17 protein-coding genes are annotated in these 20,328 nt (G+C 36.9%); 4 read left to right on the plus strand and 13 right to left on the minus strand.

The features are described from left to right. Nucleotides 1–6: 6 nt before the first annotated feature. The gene (gene mraZ, locus JNG87_RS05630) at nt 7–465 is read right to left on the minus strand and encodes a division/cell wall cluster transcriptional repressor MraZ (protein ID WP_110011282.1); all 459 of its coding nucleotides are present in this window, start codon (nt 463–465) and stop codon (nt 7–9) included. 272 nt (nt 466–737) lie between these two features. Between mraZ and JNG87_RS05635 the strand changes: the two genes are divergently transcribed. From JNG87_RS05635 to JNG87_RS05645, 3 genes are all read left to right on the plus strand, one after another. After that, nucleotides 738–1,499 carry an alpha/beta fold hydrolase gene (locus JNG87_RS05635; protein ID WP_047426276.1) on the plus strand — a complete coding sequence of 254 codons (762 nt, stop codon included), beginning with the start codon at nt 738–740 and terminating at the stop codon, nt 1,497–1,499. Nucleotides 1,500–1,560: 61 nt separating this feature from the next. Beyond that, nucleotides 1,561–2,184 carry a ribosome biogenesis GTP-binding protein YihA/YsxC gene (yihA, locus tag JNG87_RS05640; protein WP_202842310.1) on the plus strand — a complete coding sequence of 208 codons (624 nt, stop codon included), beginning with the start codon at nt 1,561–1,563 and terminating at the stop codon, nt 2,182–2,184. After that, nucleotides 2,177–2,626, plus strand: a complete 450-nt coding sequence (locus JNG87_RS05645; protein WP_202842312.1) for a GNAT family N-acetyltransferase — start codon at nt 2,177–2,179, stop codon at nt 2,624–2,626. The genes yihA and JNG87_RS05645 overlap by 8 nt, the downstream gene beginning before the upstream one ends. A gap of 133 nt (nt 2,627–2,759) precedes the next feature. Here the strand turns inward: JNG87_RS05645 and JNG87_RS05650 are convergent, their stop codons facing one another. The 3 genes from JNG87_RS05650 to JNG87_RS05660 all read right to left on the minus strand — a co-directional run bounded on the left by JNG87_RS05650 (nt 2,760) and on the right by JNG87_RS05660 (nt 5,364). After that, on the minus strand, nt 2,760–3,425 hold the full coding sequence (locus tag JNG87_RS05650) for a response regulator (protein WP_110011280.1): 666 nt from the start codon (nt 3,423–3,425) through the stop codon (nt 2,760–2,762). A gap of 12 nt (nt 3,426–3,437) precedes the next feature. Further along, on the minus strand, nt 3,438–5,123 hold the full coding sequence (locus tag JNG87_RS05655) for a tetratricopeptide repeat-containing sensor histidine kinase (RefSeq protein WP_202842314.1): 1,686 nt from the start codon (nt 5,121–5,123) through the stop codon (nt 3,438–3,440). Nucleotides 5,124–5,187: 64 nt separating this feature from the next. Next, nucleotides 5,188–5,364, minus strand: coding sequence for a hypothetical protein (locus JNG87_RS05660; protein WP_202842316.1), 177 nt, complete (start codon nt 5,362–5,364; stop codon nt 5,188–5,190). Nucleotides 5,365–5,727: 363 nt separating this feature from the next. On the opposite strand from JNG87_RS05660, the gene JNG87_RS05665 reads away from it, so the two are divergent. Further along, nucleotides 5,728–6,564 (plus strand): hypothetical protein, encoded by an 837-nt coding sequence (locus JNG87_RS05665; RefSeq protein ID WP_202842318.1) that lies wholly within the window; start codon nt 5,728–5,730, stop codon nt 6,562–6,564. A 138-nt stretch (nt 6,565–6,702) separates the two neighbouring features. On the opposite strand, the gene msrA is transcribed toward JNG87_RS05665, so the two are convergent. From msrA to JNG87_RS05710, 9 genes are all read right to left on the minus strand, one after another. After that, nucleotides 6,703–7,257 (minus strand): peptide-methionine (S)-S-oxide reductase MsrA, encoded by a 555-nt coding sequence (gene msrA, locus JNG87_RS05670; RefSeq protein WP_202842326.1) that lies wholly within the window; start codon nt 7,255–7,257, stop codon nt 6,703–6,705. A 476-nt stretch (nt 7,258–7,733) separates the two neighbouring features. Further along, complete coding sequence (locus JNG87_RS05675) at nt 7,734–8,702, minus strand: ROK family protein (RefSeq protein WP_110011275.1); 969 nt, start codon at nt 8,700–8,702, stop codon at nt 7,734–7,736. A gap of 79 nt (nt 8,703–8,781) precedes the next feature. Beyond that, nucleotides 8,782–9,993, minus strand: a complete 1,212-nt coding sequence (locus tag JNG87_RS05680; protein ID WP_202842328.1) for a PepSY-associated TM helix domain-containing protein — start codon at nt 9,991–9,993, stop codon at nt 8,782–8,784. Nucleotides 9,994–10,043: 50 nt separating this feature from the next. Then, the gene (locus tag JNG87_RS05685) at nt 10,044–12,158 is read right to left on the minus strand and encodes a TonB-dependent receptor (protein WP_202842330.1); all 2,115 of its coding nucleotides are present in this window, start codon (nt 12,156–12,158) and stop codon (nt 10,044–10,046) included. Continuing rightward, on the minus strand, nt 12,158–13,360 hold the full coding sequence (locus tag JNG87_RS05690; RefSeq protein WP_202842332.1) for a PepSY-associated TM helix domain-containing protein: 1,203 nt from the start codon (nt 13,358–13,360) through the stop codon (nt 12,158–12,160). The genes JNG87_RS05685 and JNG87_RS05690 overlap by 1 nt, the downstream gene beginning before the upstream one ends. A 40-nt stretch (nt 13,361–13,400) precedes the next feature. Further along, complete coding sequence (locus tag JNG87_RS05695; protein WP_202842335.1) at nt 13,401–15,581, minus strand: TonB-dependent siderophore receptor; 2,181 nt, start codon at nt 15,579–15,581, stop codon at nt 13,401–13,403. A gap of 151 nt (nt 15,582–15,732) precedes the next feature. Further along, nucleotides 15,733–18,807 (minus strand): preprotein translocase subunit SecA, encoded by a 3,075-nt coding sequence (gene secA / locus JNG87_RS05700; RefSeq protein WP_202842337.1) that lies wholly within the window; start codon nt 18,805–18,807, stop codon nt 15,733–15,735. A 122-nt stretch (nt 18,808–18,929) separates the two neighbouring features. Then, on the minus strand, nt 18,930–19,151 hold the full coding sequence (locus tag JNG87_RS05705) for a DUF2795 domain-containing protein (RefSeq protein ID WP_002662059.1): 222 nt from the start codon (nt 19,149–19,151) through the stop codon (nt 18,930–18,932). Between the two features lie 136 nt (nt 19,152–19,287). Continuing rightward, nucleotides 19,288–20,316: a GDP-mannose 4,6-dehydratase gene (locus JNG87_RS05710; protein ID WP_202842339.1), complete on the minus strand. Its 1,029-nt coding sequence runs from the start codon at nt 20,314–20,316 to the stop codon at nt 19,288–19,290. Nucleotides 20,317–20,328 lie beyond the last annotated feature (12 nt).

Raw genomic sequence — 20,328 nt, forward strand, 5'->3', positions numbered from 1 at the left:
CTGCTATTATTCTTCATCGAAAGAGCCCATCACATCTTCGGCAAGGCTTGCAAAATCAGCTTCGTTGGTGGCAATTACCTTTTCATAGGCTTCTTTATCCCAAATCTCAAAGAGTTCTCCTGCACTGGTGATCACAATATCTTTCTGAAGATTTGCGAAAACCGTCAGGTCTTTCGAGATCTGTAATCGTCCTGCATTATCCAACTCTACTGTTTTTACTCCTGCCGTAAACATTCGTATGAAATCAGCATTCTTTTTTATGAATCTGTTCAGTTTATTAATTTTACCCATCAGTTTGTCCCATGCATTCATAGGATAAACTTCCAGACAAGGTTGGAACACAGATCTTTTGACTACAAACGCCTTATCGTCGAAGTTTTCCATCTGTTTGATTAAAGATGAAGGAACTTTTAAGCGGCCTTTGTCGTCAATTTTACACTCATATGTCCCAATGAAATTTTTCATTTGGGACAAATTTATATAATAATTTCCAAAATTTCCCACTTTTTCCCACTTTTTGACTCAATGTTAATAAGTTTTATTAAAGATTGAATTTCAATAATGTAAAATACTGATATGAAGAGACTTGTTGAAAGTGTTATTTAAGCCATAATAAAGAGGTTCTGAAAAAAAAAGTTAAAAAGGAGAATATTATATTATTTTTATCTTAAATTAGGATTATCAAAATTTTTTTGAGGTTTAATTTGTATTTTTGCAGGGCTTTATTAAGGCGTTTTATGATATTTAGTACAAAAAAAGAAAAGAAATATTCCTATGTAGAAGCGGGAGAAGGACATCCATTAGTGCTGTTGCACGGGTTAATGGGTGGTTTGAGTAATTTCGATAAAATGGTAGATTTTTTTTCGGATAGAGGCTTTAAAGTATATGTTCCTCAGCTGCCGATCTATGATCTGCCGGTACTCAATACGAATCTTACCACGATTGCAAAATATATTATCAAGTTTATAGAAAGTCATATTTCCGGTCCTGTAACTATTGTAGGAAACTCAATGGGTGGGCATGTAGGACTTATTTTGACTTTAGCAAGACCTGATCTGGTTAAGAATCTTGTTCTTACTGGAAGCTCCGGTCTTTATGAAAGAACTTTCGGAGATAGCTTTCCAAGAAAAAATGACCGTTCTTATATCAGAAAGAAAACGGAAGAAGTTTTCTATGATCCAAAGGTGGCCACAGAAGATCTTGTAGATGAAGTTTTTGCAGTCGTTAATGACAGAATGAAGGGAATAAAGACGGTAATGCTGGCAAGAAGTGCCATCAAACACAACATGCTGAATGATCTTCCGAAGATTGTGACACCTACCTGCCTGATCTGGGGTAAACAGGATAATGTTACTCCACCGGAAGTGGCAGAAGATATGCACAAGTTTATTCCGAATTCCGATTTATTCTGGATTGACAAATGCGGCCATGCTGCCATGATGGAAAAACCGGATGAATTCAATGAAATCCTGTACAACTGGATAAAAGATAAAGTTTAAAACATATAATGACCATTAAGAGCTTTTCTTAATGGTTTATTTTTCTAAAATACATTCAAAAATGATTATCAAAACAGCAGAGTTTGTAAAGAGCAGTGGAAAATGGCAGGAATGCCCTGAACCCAATATTCCCGAATATGCTTTTATCGGAAGGTCGAACGTAGGAAAGTCATCACTGATCAATGCCATGATGAATCATAAAGATCTGGCCAAGACATCGCAGACTCCCGGGAAGACCCAGCTGATCAATCATTTTTTAGTGAACGAGAACTGGTATCTTACCGATTTACCTGGATATGGTTATGCAAAGGTTTCAAAAGTCCAGCGAAAGGATTTTGAAAAGCTGATCACCAATTATATTCTGAACAGAAGAAATCTGGTCAACCTTTTTGTATTGGTAGATGTAAGGCATACTCCGCAGAAAATCGATCTGGAATTTATCCAGTGGTGTGGTGAAAGCGGAATACCGTTTTCGATTGTCTTCACAAAGGCAGATAAACTGAAACCGAATGCCGTTATCAAAAATGTTGAGGATTATAAAGCTGAACTTCATAAAACGTGGGAAGATCTTCCCGAATTGTATATCACCTCAGCAGAAAAGAAAGAAGGAGGAGATAAAATTCTTGACTTTATCCAAAAGACCAATGAGTTTTTAACTAATAATAATATAAGTTTCGATGAGTAATATGATCTGGAAAATCAAAACATTTGATGAGTTTACTGTTCCGGAATTATATGCAGTACTGAAAGCTCGTATTGATGTTTTCGTTATCGAGCAAAATTGTCCTTATCCTGATCTGGATAATTATGACCAGAAAGCCGTTCACATCTGGGCTGAAGAAGAGGGACAGGTGCTGGCCTACTGCCGGGTTTTTGATAAAGGGATAAAGTATGATGAAACTTCTATCGGAAGGGTTCTGACCACAGAGCTGGCGAGAGGTAAAAGTCTGGGTAAACAGTTGATACAATATGCCGTAGAAACCATAGAAAACCGTTTTCACACTTCTGAAATCAAAATATCCGCACAGGATTATCTTTTAAGATTTTACAGTGGGTTCGGATTTGTAGATACAGGGAAAAAATATCTGGAAGATGATATTCCGCATACGGAAATGATAAGAAAGTAAAAAGGTATCTCAGACGAGATACCTTTTTCGAACTGTATAAAATTATATTGGGTGTTATTAGTTTTTTTCATCATTTCTTACATCAAAAGTAAGTATATTGTGAAAAAGAACCTTACGGAAAACCGTAATTGACTTAAATTATTCCCAGATCTTTACAAAAAGCAACAAGCTGTTCATTACTTGTTATCTGAAGATCTTCTTTCATACTGTTGAGTTTTTTCTCTACGCTGCTTAAGCTGTTGGGCTTAATATCGTTATTCTGAAGATAAACTGGTATATTTTTCTGTAAAACTCCCTGCGATAAGAGAGACACCAAAGTGATGTCATAGTTGGAAAACTCATAATTGTTGAGCTTCTTTACTTCCTGTTTAAGATCCAGGGAAAGATAATTTTCATTCACATAGGTAGAAGCGATGGCTTTTTTCAGTTCTTTTGAATCATTTCTGGCCTTACGCACAAAACCATTGATTTTGTATTCATTAAAGAGGCTATCTATAATCCCGGATCTGTGCTCGGCTGAAAATACAATAACTTTCAGTGAAGGATGAAGCTCTCTAACGGTTTTTATCAGTTCTTTTCCATCTTTAAGATTCTGTATATTATGGTCTTCTTCAAAAGAAAGGTCTGTAATTAACAAATCATAAAGATCATCTTCACGAATAGATTTTTGAATTTTAGCTAATGCATCATCACAATAATAAACATAATCTGTGTTGGAAATATGAAGGTCTTCTAATGTTTTCTGTACAGAAATACTGCTGCTTTCGTGATCTTCAGCTATTAAAATTTTTTTGAACATTCTTTTTCTTTTTTAAGAAGCAGGAAATGAAATATAAATTTTCAATCCCTTTTCGGTTTCAGTGTCAAAAATAATTTCTCCATGAATAGTTTCAATACGGGAATCCGTATTTGTTAAACCATTTTTGTAGATAATTCCTCCCGGAATACCGATGCCATTGTCTGTATACTGAATTTGTATGATGTTATTTTTTCTTTCAAATTTAAAGGCAACAAGGGTGGCATGACTGTGTTTTTTCATGTTGATAAGAAGTTCCCGCATCACCTGATAGATTTCTTCCCGGGTAAAATCATTCAAGGTCTTCCATATAGTTTCGTCGTTTCCGGCAAGATAAGTTTTTACATTTTCATTATTAAACGATGCAATAAGGGTAGATATTCTTTTACTGAATTCCGGCTTATTTTCAGAAGCGGTCTTCTCATAAGAAATATCCCTGGACTTTTCGTAGACAAATTCCAGCTCATCAAGTACTCTTTCTTTGTCAAAATCTTCCTGATTTTCGATCTTCGTCATCACCTGGTAAATCCCATTGGCCACCACATCATGTACTTTTTTGGAAAGATGAAGTTGATTTTCTTTTATTCTTAATTCATTTTCCCGCTGCAGCCCTTTTTTTCTTCTCTTGTAAACAATCCAGCCGCCAATCAGAGTTAAAGACAGAATTCCTAAAACTACATTCTGCTTCAGAATCCTGTTTTGTTTTTGAACAGTAATAATTTTTAACTTTTGGTTTTCTGCGTTCTTCTTTTCTACATCAAATTCTATTAATGCAAATCTGTTTTTTGCTTTATCTTTAGATAGCTGGATGCTGTCATTCAGATACTGATATTCTGCAAAATAGTCTTGTAAGTTGCTTTTTGTATCACTTTTTACCAGAAATTCGATGGCTTCTATCCTGTCACCTGGGTTTTTGATTACTTTTGCTAAAAGATATTTTTGATGGTTATGATACAAGGCTTTTGATTTATCCGAGTGTAAGTAATACTCAGCAAGATGAGAATGACTGGATATCATACCCGCTTTATCGTTGATTTTTTGTCTGAGAGCAAAAGCTTTTAACAGATTGGGTTCTGCATTGTAGTTTTTGTTTTCAAGCCAGCTTATATAACTGTAATTATCTAAAATCCGGGCATAATCAATCTCATTTTTTTGCAGGTTTTTTTCCTTAAGAAGAGATTGATAGATATGAATTGCCTTCGGATAATTTTTCAGTTTTCCGTAGGTGTCTGCAATGTTATTTTTAATAGTGATTTTCTGAGAATTATCCGAACTCAGCTGTAAAGCTTTATGATACCAGTTGAGAGCCTCAGAATAATGCTTGAGATTTTTTTCAGATATTGCAAGGTTATTATAAATGGAAGGAAGATAGGCAGAGTCTCTGGGCAGTTTTAAAAAGGACAATGCATCGATAGCTCTTTCATTACTGCTAAGGTAATCTCCGATATCATTGAGGATAATAGCCTTGATAATTAAACACGATGCAATATCAGCTGAATCATTTTTTAGCTTATAAATGCTCTCTGCTTTAGATAGAAGGGTAAATGCCTTTTCATTATCATTATTATATAAAGCTGCCGCTTCATTATACATTTTGTCCGCTTCAGTGGAAGGGGCTTTTACCGGAGGATTTCTGTTTTCAGAAAAATTGCAGCTAATGAATAAAAGAAAAATTCCTACAAATTTAAAACCGGGATACATGATAGTAATTGATAACAACTAAAGATATTAAAAAAAGGACAATTTTCATTGCCCTTTTGTTTAATTATTTTTTTGGAGGCAAAATCTGCCCTGTTTCTCCACTGGTGTCTTCTGGAGCCATTCCTGTTTCGGTTGTAAAACTCATTGTAGAGGATTCGTAGTTATTGTTATCAGTTGCTGTTGTATTGGCATTATTATCTGAAAATGCTAAGCCTAATAGCATCATTATAATTTGGATCATTTCCTTTAAAATTTTCGAAATTGAAATCGTATTTCTTCCTCTCACGATGCATTGATCATGAGCTGTACACTGTTAAAATTTCGAAGCGCTTCTTAATTTTTTAGGGAAGTGAACCTTTAAAAACGGAGGCGAAACATCTGCTTCCCGATCCGGAGTTTAATCTCTGTTTTCTCTGGTTTTTTTGAAATCAGTTTTTGGTCATGTTTTGTTGATTTCTAAGGCAAATTTGCGGCAAAAAAGAATAGAGATGTTAGACAAAACATAGACATCAATAGACAGTAGTGAAGTGTGGAGTTATTACGGAAATCCGTAATGAGGTATGACTGAAAATCATCTACTTTGTAATGCCCGAAAACACTGTTTATGTCCAAGAAAAAACTACTGATTAATGAAGTATTTGAGCAGGCAAGAAAAGAGTCGGAGAAAACCACAAAAAGTGGATTGGCTTCTTATCTGCATCTTTGTTTTATTGATAATCTGAAATTCTATGATATTTCAGAGAAAACATTCATCCGATATTATGAAGACTTTGTAGAAGGGAACAGCTGCAGGAATATTGAGGCAGAGAGGCTCAACAAGATGAGCCAGTATATAGGCTATAAAGACTTCACTGATTTTTCAAGAACTTTTATCAGAAATGATGAAAAAAAGAATCTGACCACGGTAAAAATAAGTGTGGATCAGGATGAGGAGGTTATATCAGAGAGGCTGTCTAAAATCAATATTAATATCATTAATGAGCAACACTTTAAAATGCCGGAATTTGCCAGACAAAATAGTTTTGGTCTCTTAGGGATATTAATGCTTGGAGGATTTTTGATCGGAAATTATTACTGCTCATCAGGAAACAGAAATGTATATGAACCATTCGGTTTTTTGACTCTTCCCGCAATTGAAAAGAATTGTATGTACTGGGATCAAAATGAATATAAGCTTGCCGATTGCAATGAAGAAAATCTTGTATTGAATATTGTTCCTAAGGATGATATTCAGATTAAGTACTTTAAACGGGTTACAAGAAAAGATACACTTACAGTAGAAAATGCTTTGGGAAAAATGTGGTATTCAAAAGTCAGAGGAAAAGTTGAGTTTTTTACTATGGATGGAGTTGATCCGGAAAACAAAAAAGAATTAAAACCGGCCACAGAATACATCATCAGAAAATATTCGGGTAAAAATGAAATGATACAGGCAGAATAGAATTCCTTCACCAATATTTAAAATTCAACAGGAATGTTTCCCGGTATACGCATGTTTGCATCAAACAAGAAGCGAAGAGGTTCCTCTTCGCTTCTGTTATTTTTATATTGATTGTAAATGTCCGAATTACATTTTGTTTTATTCTGCGTTCAGCATTCCCAGTTCTCCGAAATGCTTTTTGAACTTCTGGATTTTTGGTCCCACTACAGCGCTGCAATACGGCTGTGTCGGATTTTCATTATAATACCCCTGATGATATTGTTCTGCCGGCCAGAATTTGTCGAATTTCGTTAATTCCGTTACATAGGTACCTGCCCATCTTCCCGATTCCTGAGATACCTTGATGGCTTCTTCAGCTTTTGCTTTTTCTGCATCATCTTTATAGTAAATAACAGAACGGTACTGGGTTCCGATATCATTTCCCTGTCTGTTCAATTGAGTAGGATCATGAAGGAAGAAAAACACATCCATCAGCTGTTCATAAGAAATAACTGACGGATCATAAGTAATCTGTACCACTTCCGCATGTCCGGTTTCTCCTGTACAGACTTCCTGATAAGTCGGATTGTCTTTATGTCCACCTGAATATCCTGAAATAGCAGATTGTACCCCTTTCAGCATATTGAAACAGCTCTCCACGCACCAGAAACATCCGCCTCCGAAAGTAATCTGTTCTAAATTATTATTGTCCATTGTAGGTAATTATATTGTTTTATGATCTCTTCCTTTATCCGGAAAAGCAGATCAAAAATAGGAAAAACTTTTTCATTTAAATACGATTTTACGTCTGAAACGTAAATTACGATGATAGATGTGACAAATGGTTTCAAAACACAAATAAGACCAATGTTTTCACAAATAGCCACAAGAAAATACAGGATAATCATCTGTAAAAATCCGAGCGATCTGTGGGAAATACTTTCACTACAAGATGTGAATGGCAGATATCCGGAACATTTTAAAGCAGCTGGTATTAGCGATGTCATGCTGAGCTTTGTCGAAGCATATTAATTGCGCTAATTTAATCTTAAACACAAATAAGACCAATGTTTTCACAAATCACCACAAGAAAATACAGAATAGTCATCTGTGAAAATCTGTGCGATCTTTGGGAAAAACAAAAAAAGCACCCTAAAAGGATGCTCTGAATTATTTACAATAGCGTTCAGTTATTTTTCCCAAACCAAAGCACTTGCCCCAAGAATGGCAGCATCTGCTTCGTCAAGCTCACTGAATACCAGTTTTACCTTATTTCTGAAAATAGGAAGAAGGTTTCTTTCCATATGCAGTTTAGCAGGCTTTAAGATAAAATCTCCCGCTTTGATTACTCCTCCAAACAGAAGAATAGCTTCCGGTGAAGAGAACATAACAAAATTAGCCAGGGCTTCACCCAGTTTCTGACCTGTATATCTGAAAACCTCAATCGCAATAGGATCTTCCTTGATAGCACATTCGTATACTGTTTTAGAATTGATCGCATCTTCAGGATATTGGTTCAACATGGATTCCGGGAATTCTGCCCTCATTTTTTTGGCTGTAATGGTAATTCCCGTAGCAGAAGCATAGGCTTCCAGACTTCCTTCTGATCCCGTGCTCCAGTGCTTTCTACCACCAGGTTTTACAATCGTATGACCCAATTCTCCGGCAAACCCGTCATGTCCATAGATTAAACTTCCATTGGCAATGATTCCGCTGCCTACCCCTGTTCCCAGTGTAATCATGATGAAATCCTTCATTCCTCTTGCTGCTCCGAAAAGCATTTCTCCAAGAGCTGCCGCATTGGCATCATTGGTTACTGTACAAGGCAGACTGAATTTTGCCGTCATCAGTTCAGCGAAAGGAATAACGCCTTTCCAGGGAAGGTTAGGAGCCAGTTCTATCGTTCCTTTGTAGTAGTTTGCATTAGGTGCGCCTACTCCAATTCCGTCAAAGTGTGCTTCAGTTCCATACTTTTCCATCATTGGATAAACATGTTCATATAAAGCATCAATGAAATCCTCAACTTTGTCATAAGCATCGGTTCTCAGGTTTCCTTTATCCAGAACTTCACCACGGTGGTTTACGATTCCGAATTTAGTATTGGTTCCGCCGATGTCAACTCCAAGGGCAACTTGTTTTGATAAATCTATTAATGACATTTCTATTATTAAATTCTAGGCGCTAAAATTATAAAAAAGATTGTATTAATGGATTATTAATAGGGTTTTATTTAATATGTTAAACCGTTTTTACTGTTTTTTTCTTTTTTCTGCCCCACCAGATCATAAATCCGGTAACCGGAAGCGAGGCACAAATGATACTTACAATAAATGCAATGATCTTGGTAGGAAGTCCCAGAATAGCACCTACGTGAATATCATAATTGGCGTTCACAACCTTTTCTCCGAAGTTTTTGTCTTTCGGGTCATGAGTGTGCAGCAATTCCCCTGAGTTTTCATCAAAGATTAAGCTGCTGCTTTTATGGTACGAATAAGAAAGATGCTTTACGTATACTTCAAAGTTGGGGTGCTCGTGGTCATCCATATGCGGATGTCCTAAATCAATGGCGAAACCATAAGATTCAGGATATTTTGTCTGTACTGTATTGATGATTTTATCCAGTGTTCCTTCTGTTCTCAATTCGATAGGTGCCTTTGTTTTAATATGTGAGAAGTCGGGATATTTTGTTTCTCCACCGGAAAATATCACATAGATCATCGCCTGCACCACAAAGAATGCATAGAAAAGTCCGGTGATGGAAAAGACCAGAGCAAAGATCGATGCGTAAAATCCCAGTACATTATGAAGGTCGTAGTTTTTTCGCTTCCAGCTTTTAATATTTTTCCATTTGAAGGCAAAACGCTGTTTTCTGGCTGCTTTGTTCTTGGGCCACCATAGAATGATCCCGGAGATCAGCATGATAATAAAAATAATAACAGGAATTCCCACTACATAAGTTCCCCAGTCCTGTTTCAAGAGGTAGCTCCAGTGGATCATTTTTACAATATTGAAGAATCCGTATTTCTCATCATAGACTCTCAGTACTTTTCCGGTGTATGGGTTTACATAAGCCTGTTTATAAATGGGAAATTCATCAAAATAGTTCCAGGCATCCGTATTATGTTCATACCAGAAGAACATATAGGACATTTTTTTATCAATAGGAACATTTACCCAGTGGATAGGGTATTTCTCTTTTATCTGTTCCGCAACAGCCTTTTCCATTACTCTGATGGGAAGGACCTGTTTCTGCTCTATATTTTGCTCGTGATGGTAGATGACATCTTTTCGGGTGATATTTTCCACTTCATCCTTAAAAACGTACAATGCTCCGGTAATAGAGATAATAAAGATCAGAAATCCTATTCCCAATCCGAACCACAGATGCAGTTTGGCAGACCATTTCTTAATGAACCCCGGCTTCTTTTTATGATGATGTTTTTTCTTCATATAACAATAAAAGTAAAGCAAATATATGCTTTACTTTTTATTTAGTTTAATTAAAATCTGTATTCAACCATGAATGTTCCTCTCAGTCCAAGAGCATTGGTAAAATCACTGTCTCTTGCTGTCCACCATGAAATGGCAGGCTGGTACAGTTTGTTGAAAATGTTTTCAATACCTAATGATACTCTCCAGTTGTTGTTAACCTCATAACTGGATTTGAAATTGAAAACAGTATACTCAGGTACATATCCTTCACCATAAGCATACAATCCTGTCTTGGCATTAGGTTCAAATCTGTTTTGCTGGAAAGAGTGAAGCATATCAAGACCAACGGATAAAGCTGGAACAGGTCTGGCCTGAACATATGCCAATACTTTAGGGGCAGAAATTCTGCTGTTGTTGATCTTTGTTGAATAATCACCGTCATCTTTTACAGAAGTAATTCCTTCCATCCAGCTGTAGCTTCCGCCAAACTGAATCCATTTTACCGGAGTAAAGTGTAAGAATCCTTCCACTCCGTACACGATTTCAGGAGATCGCTGAATCATTAATGCTCTGTCCGGACTTTGTACGAATGATGCTCCCAGTTTCGATGTGCTTACATAAGAAGTTAATTCATAATTCAACCAACTGGAAAGCTGTCCTGTTGCTCCCAATTCGTAATTATTAACGATGATCGGTTTCGTTTCCAGATTTTTGATCGTTTCAGAAGTTGAGGTTCTTAAAATTCTTCCTAACTCATTGATAGAGTAGGCCTGAGAGAAGCTACCAAAGAGGTTGATATAAGGCTCAATATTATAGCGGATACCAATATTTCCTACCAGTGCATTGTAGCTCAGTTTTCCACCTGCAACAGGAATACTTTTCGTGAAAGTTCCGTCACTTTTAAGGGTAGAAAGGGTATTGAAGTCATCTACATTTACTTTGATGTTTTCGTAACGAAGTCCTCCTTTGATGGTGAACTTTTTAAACAGATCTATTTTTGCCAGTACGAAAGGTGCAATATTGGTCATGTTCATATTGGGAGTCCAGAAACGTCCGTCTTCCAGTTTTTGTACCGTTTCATCATTCAGAATATCGGCTCCGTAGATAATTTCTCCCTGAGAATTGGCTGAGTTCCAAAGCTGGGTATCAAAATTGAATCTTGCTCCTGCCTTTTTTGAAATTACATTCGACTGCCCGCCGTTGAAAAAGGTGTCGCTGTAGCCGTAAACGGTTTTAAAATCCTGATAATAAAGGTTGATATTCAAAGACGTTCCTGCAAACAGGTTCTTGTTGTCGTAGCTTACTCTTATGTTGTGGTTTTTAGGAGTTCCCTGGGGAGTTGTTTCCAAACCTTTCCCAATTCCTTCACCAATCGTTGGCTTGATGCCGTATTTTCCTGTTTTTAATCCTACATTCAGATCTGATCTTGATGAATAGCCAATGTAAGAAGCCTCAATTCTCTGATTTTCGTTGATGTCATAACCTATTTTCAACAGTCCGTTGTAGTTGTCCATCTTCGCAATGCTATAGGTAGGACTTATCAAAACACCATCACCGTCTTTTGTATATCCTGTTCTTTCGTAGGCTAATGAAAGGGTATAATCAAACTTGTTGATCTTTCCGGATAAAAGCTGACTGGCTCTTACTCCTAAAGTACCTCCATAAGGCTGCCCTGTAAGCCCGATCTGTGAAATCCCGGAGATTTTTTTATCTGTTTTGCTTCTTTTTGTAATATAATTGATGATCCCTCCGTCTGCTCCGTTACCATAAATGGAAGAAGCTCCTTTGATTACCTCTATTCTTTCGATCGCTGAAGGGTCAATGGTTCTTAAATCTCTTGCTCCGTTACGAAGTGGGGTAGACTGTGGAATTCCATCAATCAAAACCAGAACCTGACGTCCTCTTAAGGTCTGTCCTGTATTGGATGTCTGTCCCGAATTGGTTCCTAAACTGGGAACGGTATACTGCAGGATGCTTGTGATATCTGAGTTAACGGTCAGCTGAGACTGAATCTGTTTCTCTCCTACCACCGTTACGGAGCTTGGAACTTCTTTTATGCTTTCCTTTTTTCTGGAAGCAGTCATGACAACCTCGTCTACATTTTTAGTTTGTAAACTATCTTTTACCTGAGCAAAAACAGTGGCAGTTCCTAAGCAGGCAGCTGATAAAAGCACTTTTTTCATTATATTTTCTTTCCTTTTTTCTTTCTTTTTCCCCACCAGACCAGAAATCCGGTTACAGGGAGCGATGTACATGTGAGGCCGGCTATAAACCAGATGACTTTTCCAATGATTCCGAAGTAGGAACCGGTATGGATGTCATAATTGGCGTTGGAATATTTCTCGGCAGTATTGAGATTGTGATGAGGTTTATTGGCGAGCAGTTTTCCGGAGTATTTGTCGAATGTCAGGATGTTTCTTTCACTGTATCTTCCATCCATCCCATAAACCGTTACCGGAAGATTCTTCAGTTCTTTTCCTTTTTTATTCTTTCCGTTCAAAGTAATTCTGAAGCTGGATGATTTTGCGTACAGCTTTTGAGTTTGTGTCGCAGCGAGATCAAAAACAGCTTCATTCTTTGCCATCAGAGAGTCCGGGGATTTTCTTTCTTTTTCCTTTGGCAGTTCCCATGAACCAGACAGTGCAAAAGTAAAAGTGTTTTTTACATAGGGATAGGCAAAATATAGTCCGGTAACACTCAGAAGCAGCGCAATAAATGATGCATAGAATCCAAGAACATTATGAAGATCATAGTTTTTACGCTTCCAGTTTTTTACATTTTCCCAATTGAACCAAAAACGTCCTTTTCTTGCATTTTTGTTTTTAGGCCACCATAAAATGATCCCTGTAATCAGCATAATGACGAAAATAACAGTTGGGATTCCTACAGTATACGGTCCCCATTCTGAATTAAGCAGAAGTCCCCAGTGGATATATTTCAGAATATTGAACACATCATACTTTTCATCATAAACTGCCAGGATTTGCCCGGTGTACTGATTCACATAGACTAGTTTGTTGATGTGTACCTGCTGAAAATAATTCCATCCCTTTTTGCTTTTGTCATAGTATTCAAACTGATAGGCTTTTGTTTTGTCTAAAGGAATTTCTACAGCACTTACGGGATATTTTTCATTAAGTTCCAGCGTAACTTTTTCACGAAGCAGATGAATAGACAATGGCTTTTTTCCGATATCCTCCTTTTTCAGGTAAATGGCTTCTTTGCGTAAGCTATTCTGTATTTCATCCTTAAAAACATATAAAGTCCCTGAAAGAGAGACTATAAATACAATGATTCCAACAGATAAACCCAGCCACAAATGCAGCTTTGCAGACCATTTTTTTGCGGGAGACACTTTCTTTTTATGATGATGCTTTTTTCTCATAGCAAAAAGTTAACCCCATGAGGGGCTAACCTTTGATTTTTTAAAATTTGTATGTAACAGATCCCAGTACATTGATTAACTTCTGTGGATTCGCTGTTGTATATCCAATCCAGTAATGCTGACTTGTAAAGTTGTCAACTTTTACTCCAACTCTGAATTTTCTGGCGTCGTAAAATGCATTGGCATTCATTACAAAATACTTAGGAAGAGTGAAAGTAGATACTCTGCTGGTTGCAGGATCTAATTGATTAAATATCTTGTTGGCATTAGCAAAATTTCCTCCTACTCCGAAACCAAGCCCTTTTAAATTTCCGTCCAGAAACTGGTAACTTGCGTTAAAATTAGCCAGCCATGGAGAACCTGCTGTAGCAGGTCTTAAGCCTGTAGCCATATCCGTAGTATCATTATAGGAAACACCACCTATTAAAGAGAATCCCTTGATTAAATATGCATTTACTTCCAATTCAACACCCTTACTTTGAATTTCACCTGCCTGAGTTTGTACTGATTTACCTGCCCCGGTATATTGTCCGGTAGCTACCAGCATATTTTTAACTCTGATATCATAATAACTTACGGAAGCATTAATTTTTCCATTGATCAGATTGGCTTTGAAACCTCCTTCAAACTGATTCGCTCTTTCCGGATCCGAAAGGGCTATACTTCCTGCAAGATCGGTGGTAAAATATCCGTTGCTTTTAAAACTGTTCTGATAATTTCCAAAAATTGAAAATTTGTCTTTAATAATCTGGTAAACTACACCAGCCTTAGGAGACCATGCAGATTGATTATAAGGGTCTACCGTGGACATAAAATATTTACCTTCCTTTGCATTATTGTTTTCATATCGGAGCCCCAATACAATGTTTAATCCTGAAAGTGGAGTAAAAACGTTGGAAATATATCCACTGTAAGTATTAAGATCTCCATCACTATCAAAATGCCCAACCTTGTTTGGGTCATTATATAAATCACCTAATGTAGTTCCGTTAAAACCAGAATAATCACCACCATTAGCCGGTACACTATCAAAATTTCCGCTCGCTAAATAAATATATCTTGATCTGTCTTTTGTTTTCAGATAATCAAAACCAGCTACGGTTCTGTTTCTCATTCCATTCCCGAAAGTGAAGTCAAAGTTAAAATTCTGCTGTATCTGGAAATATGATTTTCTACTATCTCTGGTCGCCTGGTCATTTCTGTCCACAAGAAGATTATTGCTGGCATCTACTCTTGCAGCGAAATAAGGTCCGAAACCATCTGAGTAACTGCTCGAAGAGTTGATGTTGGTAGATGATTTAATATGCTCGTTGATCTTATAATTTACCTGACCGAAGATATTATTTACTCTTGCCGTAGTATAGAGGTCATTTCCAAGATAAGATTCTCTGTAATTAAGTCCCTTTTTTTCAAGGTCTTTCATATTATCAATTCCTCCAAGGTTTTCAGGTGTCAGATAAAAGAAGAAAGGTTCACCAACCGCTCTGGTGTTGAACATTTCATATTCAACATTGAACTGAAGTTTATCATTTACATTATAAGTTAAAGATGGAGCAAAGGCAAAATAGGTGTTTTTAGCATCCGTTTTCTGAAATGTTCCTTCGTTTGTATAAGCTGTATTGATTCTGAAAAGCAGTTTATTATCTTTTGTAAGTGGAGCGTTGATGTCGGCTTGTGCTCTGTAAGTATTGTAACTCCCTCCAAAAAGACTTACCTGTCCTTCGAATCTTTCATATGGTTTTTTCGTAATTCGGTTAATTAAACCACCATAAGAAGCAACATTACTTCCGTATAAAGTTCCGGAAGGTCCTTTTAAAACCTCCAGTCTTTCAATATTAATGGCATCAATTGTAGTTGTAACCGGTGATACCAAACCGTTTCTCATTGAATTGTTGGAAGGGAAACCCCTTAAAACAATAAAAGAACCTCCGTCTCCGGCTCTGCTTGTTGCCGTCCACATTTTCTGAATCCCTGTAACATTTCTGTAGGCATCATCAACTGTAAAAATAGTCTGATTTTCTAAGACTGATCTGTTAATTGAGGAAAAAACCTGCGGATCTTCAATCGCTTTTAAAGGCATTTTGTTAGAATACTCACTATCTTTTTTGACATAGGTATTAATAATTACTTCATCAATATTTTTAGTGTTGGCAGAATCCTTTTTCTGAGCAAAAGTTAGTATAGAACCTAACATTGAGGCACAGATCAGTACATTTTTCATGAAACTCAAATTTTCTGCAAATATATTATTTTTAACTGTTCTAAATAAATAATAATATTGATATTTATCATAAAATTATTATATACTGAATAACAAAAAACCGCTATGGCCAATGCCAGAGCGGTTTTTAGATGATATTATTAAATTTTTCTTACGCTGGAATTTCTCCTTTATATAAGAAAGAAATAATTTCTTTGTTTAATTTATCGATCATTTCACTGAATAAGTGGAAAGATTCCTGCTTATAGATTACCAGTGGATCTTTCTGCTCATACACAGCTCCCTGTGATGATCTTCTCAAGTCGTCCATTTCACGAAGGTGAAGCTTCCAGTTTTCATCGATAATCGATAAAGTGATATTCTTTTCAAAATCATTCACTAAACTTTCACACTGAGTATCATATGCTTCTTTAAGATCAGCTACAATAGTCATTGTTTTGTGTCCGTCTGTGAAAGGAACCTGGATCATTTTGAACATTGAACCCTGATTTTGGTATACATTCTCAATGATAGGGAATGATTTTTCTTTCAACAGATTCAGCTTCATTCTATAATCCTCCTGAGCTGCTTTGAATAAGATATTGGTCAGATCCTGAACATTCTTATTATTAAAATCACTTTGTGAAACCGGAGATTCCATCGTAAATGTTTTAATGATTTCATATTCAAAATCTTTATAATTTCCTGAAGCTTTCCCTTTCGCAACGATAGAATTAGCTACATCAAAAATCATATTGGTGATGTCATACTTCAAGTGGTCTCCGAAAAGAGCATTCTTTCTTCTCTTGTAGATTACATCACGTTGTTTATTCATTACGTCATCATATTCAAGAAGTCTTTTTCTTGTTCCGAAGTTATTTTCTTCCACTTTCTTCTGAGCTCTTTCAATAGACTTACTGATCATAGAGTGCTGAATTACTTCTCCCTCTTTGTGACCCATTCTGTCCATCATTTTAGCAATTCTTTCAGAACCGAACAAACGCATTAAGTTATCTTCAAGAGATACATAGAACTGAGAACTTCCCGGATCTCCCTGACGTCCCGCTCTACCTCTTAGCTGTCTGTCAACACGTCTTGAATCGTGTCTTTCTGTACCGATGATGGCTAAACCTCCTGCATCTTTTACTTCTTTAGAAAGCTTAATATCGGTACCACGACCTGCCATGTTGGTTGCAATGGTTACAACTCCCGGCTGTCCTGCTCCAGCTACAATTTCCGCTTCTTTTTTGTGAAGCTTCGCGTTCAATACCTGGTGTGGGATCTTTCTTAATTGAAGTGCTTTTGATAGTAATTGAGAAATTTCAACAGAAGTCGTTCCTACAAGTACAGGTCTTTTCTGTGCTGTTAATTTTTCAATTTCTTCGATTACAGCATTATATTTTTCTCTGTTGGTTTTGAAAACCAAGTCTTGTTTGTCATGTCTTAAAATAGGACGGTTGGTAGGAATTACCACAACGTCTAATTTGTAGATTTCCCAAAGCTCTCCAGCTTCGGTTTCAGCAGTACCTGTCATCCCCGCAAGCTTGTTGTACATACGGAAATAGTTCTGAAGCGTGATGGTTGCAAAAGTTTGAGTAGCTGCCTCAATTTTTACATTCTCTTTCGCTTCAATTGCCTGGTGAAGACCGTCTGAATAACGACGTCCCTCCATAATACGTCCTGTCTGCTCATCAACGATTTTTACTTCACCATCAATCACCACATACTCATCATCTTTTTCAAATAGTGTGTAAGCTTTCAATAGCTGGCTCATCGTGTGAACTCGCTCAGATTTTTCGGCAAATTCAGCGAAAAGTTTTTCTTTAGCTTCGAATTCTTCTTCTTTGGAAAGATTTTTAGCTTCTACTTCAGCAATCTCAGTTCCGATATCCGGAAGTACGAAGAAGTTAGGATCAGAGTTTCCTTGAGACATGTATTCAACACCTTTGTCTGTAAGGTCAACCTGATTGTTTTTCTCCTCGATCACGAAGTAAAGATCTTTATCTACAATCGGCATATCACGGTTGTTGTCCTGCATGTATTGTGCTTCAACTTTCTGAAGCAATGCTCTGTTTCCGCTTTCCGATAAGAATTTGATTAATTGTCTGTTTTTTGGAAGACCTCTGTATGCCTGAAGTAATTTGAAACCACCTTCTTTTGTATTTCCTGCAGCGATTAATTTCTTCGCTTCATTGAAAATAGCAGAAACGGTTTTCTTTTGTACTTCAACAATTCTGTCGATAGAAGGCTTAAGAACATCAAACTCCTGTCTGTCTCCTTGAGGAACCGGACCTGAAATGATCAATGGCGTTCTTGCATCATCTACCAATACAGAGTCCACTTCATCCACGATAGCAAAGTTAAGTTCTCTTTGTACCAGTTCTGAAGGTGATGTCACCATGTTGTCTCTCAGATAATCGAAACCGAATTCGTTATTCGTTCCATAGGTAATATCCGAGTTGTATGCTTTTCTTCTTCCGTCCGAGTTCGGCTGGTGGTTATCAATACAATCGATAGACATACCGTGGAACTGATAAAGAGGTCCCATCCATGCCGAGTCTCTTTTTGCAAGATAATCGTTCACCGTTACAACGTGTACCCCTCTTTCAGGAAGTGAATTTAAATAAATAGGTAATGTTCCTACCAAAGTTTTACCTTCACCGGTTGCCATTTCGGCAATTTTACCACTGTGAAGAATAATCCCTCCGATAAACTGAACATCATAGTGGACCATATCCCAAACTACAGGAGTTCCGGCAGCGTCCCATGAGTTTTTCCAAACAGCTGTGTCTCCCTCAATACTGACGAAATCTTTCCCTGCAGCAGCCAGTTCTCTGTCCCAGTCACTAGCCGTTACACGGATTTCTCCATTCTGAGCCCATCTTCTTGCCGTTTCTTTGATCAATGCAAAAGCTTCGGGAAGAATCTGAACCAGAACTTTTTCTTCAATTTCGTAAGATTCTTTCTTTAAAGACTCAATTTTTGAGAAAAGAGCTTCTTTCTCGTCAACGTTGGTTGAATTTTTTATCTGCTCTTTTATCTGTTCTATTTGAGCGGTGATCTTGCTGGTTGCAGATTTTATATTCTCTTTAAACTCAGCCGTCTTTTGTCTCAACCCATCATCCGACAATTGTTGGATGTTAGGTTCTACTGCTCTGATTTTTGTTACAACTTTTTTTACTTCTTTTAGGTCCTGCGCTTTTTTGTCTCCCAAAAACCCTTTAAGAACTTTGTTTAAAAAACTCATAAATTTTTTGCTTTATGCTTAATGCAAAATGCTTTAAGCGTTTTAAATAACACTTATCGTGTAAATTATATATAAAAAGGGCAAAAAAGCTCTAAGCACGCAGCCTAAAGCTTATCGCTTTATTAATATTCGTCCTCGTTCCAAAGGAAATCCTCGTCAGTAGGATAGTCACTCCATACTTCTTCGATAGATTCATAAATTTCTCCTTCGTCCTCAATGGCCTGAAGGTTTTCTACTACTTCCATTGGTGCACCAGTTCTGATTGCGTAGTCAATAAGCTCTGCTTTTGTCATTGGCCAAGGTGCGTCACTTAGATATGAAGCTAATTCTAATGTCCAGTACATAATTTTCTAATTTTTTGCAAAAGTATAAAAATAGGTTGTATAATAAACTTTTTTATACTTGATTTTCAATTCTTTTTATAATATTTTCTTATAAATGGCTGTCACAAACTAACTGGCAGCTATGTCAGCCATTTACTTATTGTCGTTTTCTCAAAAACCATTCCACAAATTTTTTTATGCCATTTTGGAAGTCTGTGGCCGGATTATACCTTATCAAATCCTTTGCTTTTGTAATATCGGCATTCGTTTTTGTGACATCTCCCGGCTGCATTGGCAGAATTTTTTTGATGGCAGATTTTCCCAATGTCTTTTCAATAGTAGTCACCATTGCAGACAAAGTGATTACCTGGTTTTCACCCAGATTCACAATTTCATAAATTCCTGAATTGTTTTCCAGATAAAGAATAGATTTGGTAATTCCATCAATGATATCATCTATATAAGTGTAGTCTCTGGCAGTATTTCCGTCACCATAGAAAGGAATTTCCTGATTTTCCGAAATAAGCTTTGTGAACTTGTGTATGGCAAGGTCAGGTCTCTGTCTTGGTCCATATACTGTAAAAAACCTGAGCTGGATCATATCTATATGGTATAGATTATGGTAAACATGTCCTATAATTTCTCCGCTTTTCTTGGTAGCAGCATAAGGAGAGATAGGATTGTCTACATTATCTGTTTCCGCAAAGGGAATTTTCTCATTGTTTCCATAAACACTTGATGAAGATGCACAGATGAATTTTTTAATATGGAAATCCTTACACAGTTCCCAAAGATTCATAGTACCTCGTACATTCACTTCCTCGTACTCCAGAGGACGTTCAATAGAAGGGCGAACACCGGCAAGTGCAGCAAGATGGATCACCATGTCAATATGATGATTCTTAAAGATGTTTTCAAGGCCTTTTAGGTCCCTGATATCCTGCCAATAGAGGGAATATTGGTCTGAATGGGTGAGGGAAACCAAACGAGGAATATCCGTCTCTTTATCCGAGAACTCAAAATCCGAATTTTTACCGATTGACTCCAAAGTATTTTTAATTTTTACCTGATAGTCATAGAAATTATCAAAATTGTCAATGTTTATGACAGAATGTCCATTTCTTAATAATCGTTCAACTAAATGGGAACCGATGAACCCACTACCGCCTGTTACAAGATAAACCATTTGTATTTTTTA

It is taken from the genome of Chryseobacterium cucumeris, from assembly GCF_016775705.1.
GTDB lineage: Bacteria > Bacteroidota > Bacteroidia > Flavobacteriales > Weeksellaceae > Chryseobacterium > Chryseobacterium cupriresistens.

Excerpts from the sequence above, each read along its gene's own strand:
- JNG87_RS05675 (WP_110011275.1), bottom strand. The coding sequence starts at position 8,702 with ATGTCATTAATAGATTTATCAAAACAAGTTGCCCTTGGAGTTGACATC.
- JNG87_RS05690 (WP_202842332.1), bottom strand. The coding sequence starts at position 13,360 with ATGAGAAAAAAGCATCATCATAAAAAGAAAGTGTCTCCCGCAAAAAAA.
- JNG87_RS05680 (WP_202842328.1), bottom strand. The coding sequence starts at position 9,993 with ATGAAGAAAAAACATCATCATAAAAAGAAGCCGGGGTTCATTAAGAAA.
- JNG87_RS05645 (WP_202842312.1), top strand. The coding sequence starts at position 2,177 with ATGAGTAATATGATCTGGAAAATCAAAACATTTGATGAGTTTACTGTT.
- msrA (WP_202842326.1), bottom strand. The coding sequence starts at position 7,257 with ATGGACAATAATAATTTAGAACAGATTACTTTCGGAGGCGGATGTTTC.
- JNG87_RS05635 (WP_047426276.1), top strand. The coding sequence starts at position 738 with ATGATATTTAGTACAAAAAAAGAAAAGAAATATTCCTATGTAGAAGCG.
- JNG87_RS05665 (WP_202842318.1), top strand. The coding sequence starts at position 5,728 with ATGTCCAAGAAAAAACTACTGATTAATGAAGTATTTGAGCAGGCAAGA.
- mraZ (WP_110011282.1), bottom strand. The coding sequence starts at position 465 with ATGAAAAATTTCATTGGGACATATGAGTGTAAAATTGACGACAAAGGC.
- JNG87_RS05705 (WP_002662059.1), bottom strand. The coding sequence starts at position 19,151 with ATGTACTGGACATTAGAATTAGCTTCATATCTAAGTGACGCACCTTGG.
- JNG87_RS05710 (WP_202842339.1), bottom strand. The coding sequence starts at position 20,316 with ATGGTTTATCTTGTAACAGGCGGTAGTGGGTTCATCGGTTCCCATTTA.
- yihA (WP_202842310.1), top strand. The coding sequence starts at position 1,561 with ATGATTATCAAAACAGCAGAGTTTGTAAAGAGCAGTGGAAAATGGCAG.
- JNG87_RS05660 (WP_202842316.1), bottom strand. The coding sequence starts at position 5,364 with ATGATCCAAATTATAATGATGCTATTAGGCTTAGCATTTTCAGATAAT.
- secA (WP_202842337.1), bottom strand. The coding sequence starts at position 18,807 with ATGAGTTTTTTAAACAAAGTTCTTAAAGGGTTTTTGGGAGACAAAAAA.
- JNG87_RS05685 (WP_202842330.1), bottom strand. The coding sequence starts at position 12,158 with ATGAAAAAAGTGCTTTTATCAGCTGCCTGCTTAGGAACTGCCACTGTT.
- JNG87_RS05650 (WP_110011280.1), bottom strand. The coding sequence starts at position 3,425 with ATGTTCAAAAAAATTTTAATAGCTGAAGATCACGAAAGCAGCAGTATT.
- JNG87_RS05655 (WP_202842314.1), bottom strand. The coding sequence starts at position 5,123 with ATGTATCCCGGTTTTAAATTTGTAGGAATTTTTCTTTTATTCATTAGC.
- JNG87_RS05695 (WP_202842335.1), bottom strand. The coding sequence starts at position 15,581 with ATGAAAAATGTACTGATCTGTGCCTCAATGTTAGGTTCTATACTAACT.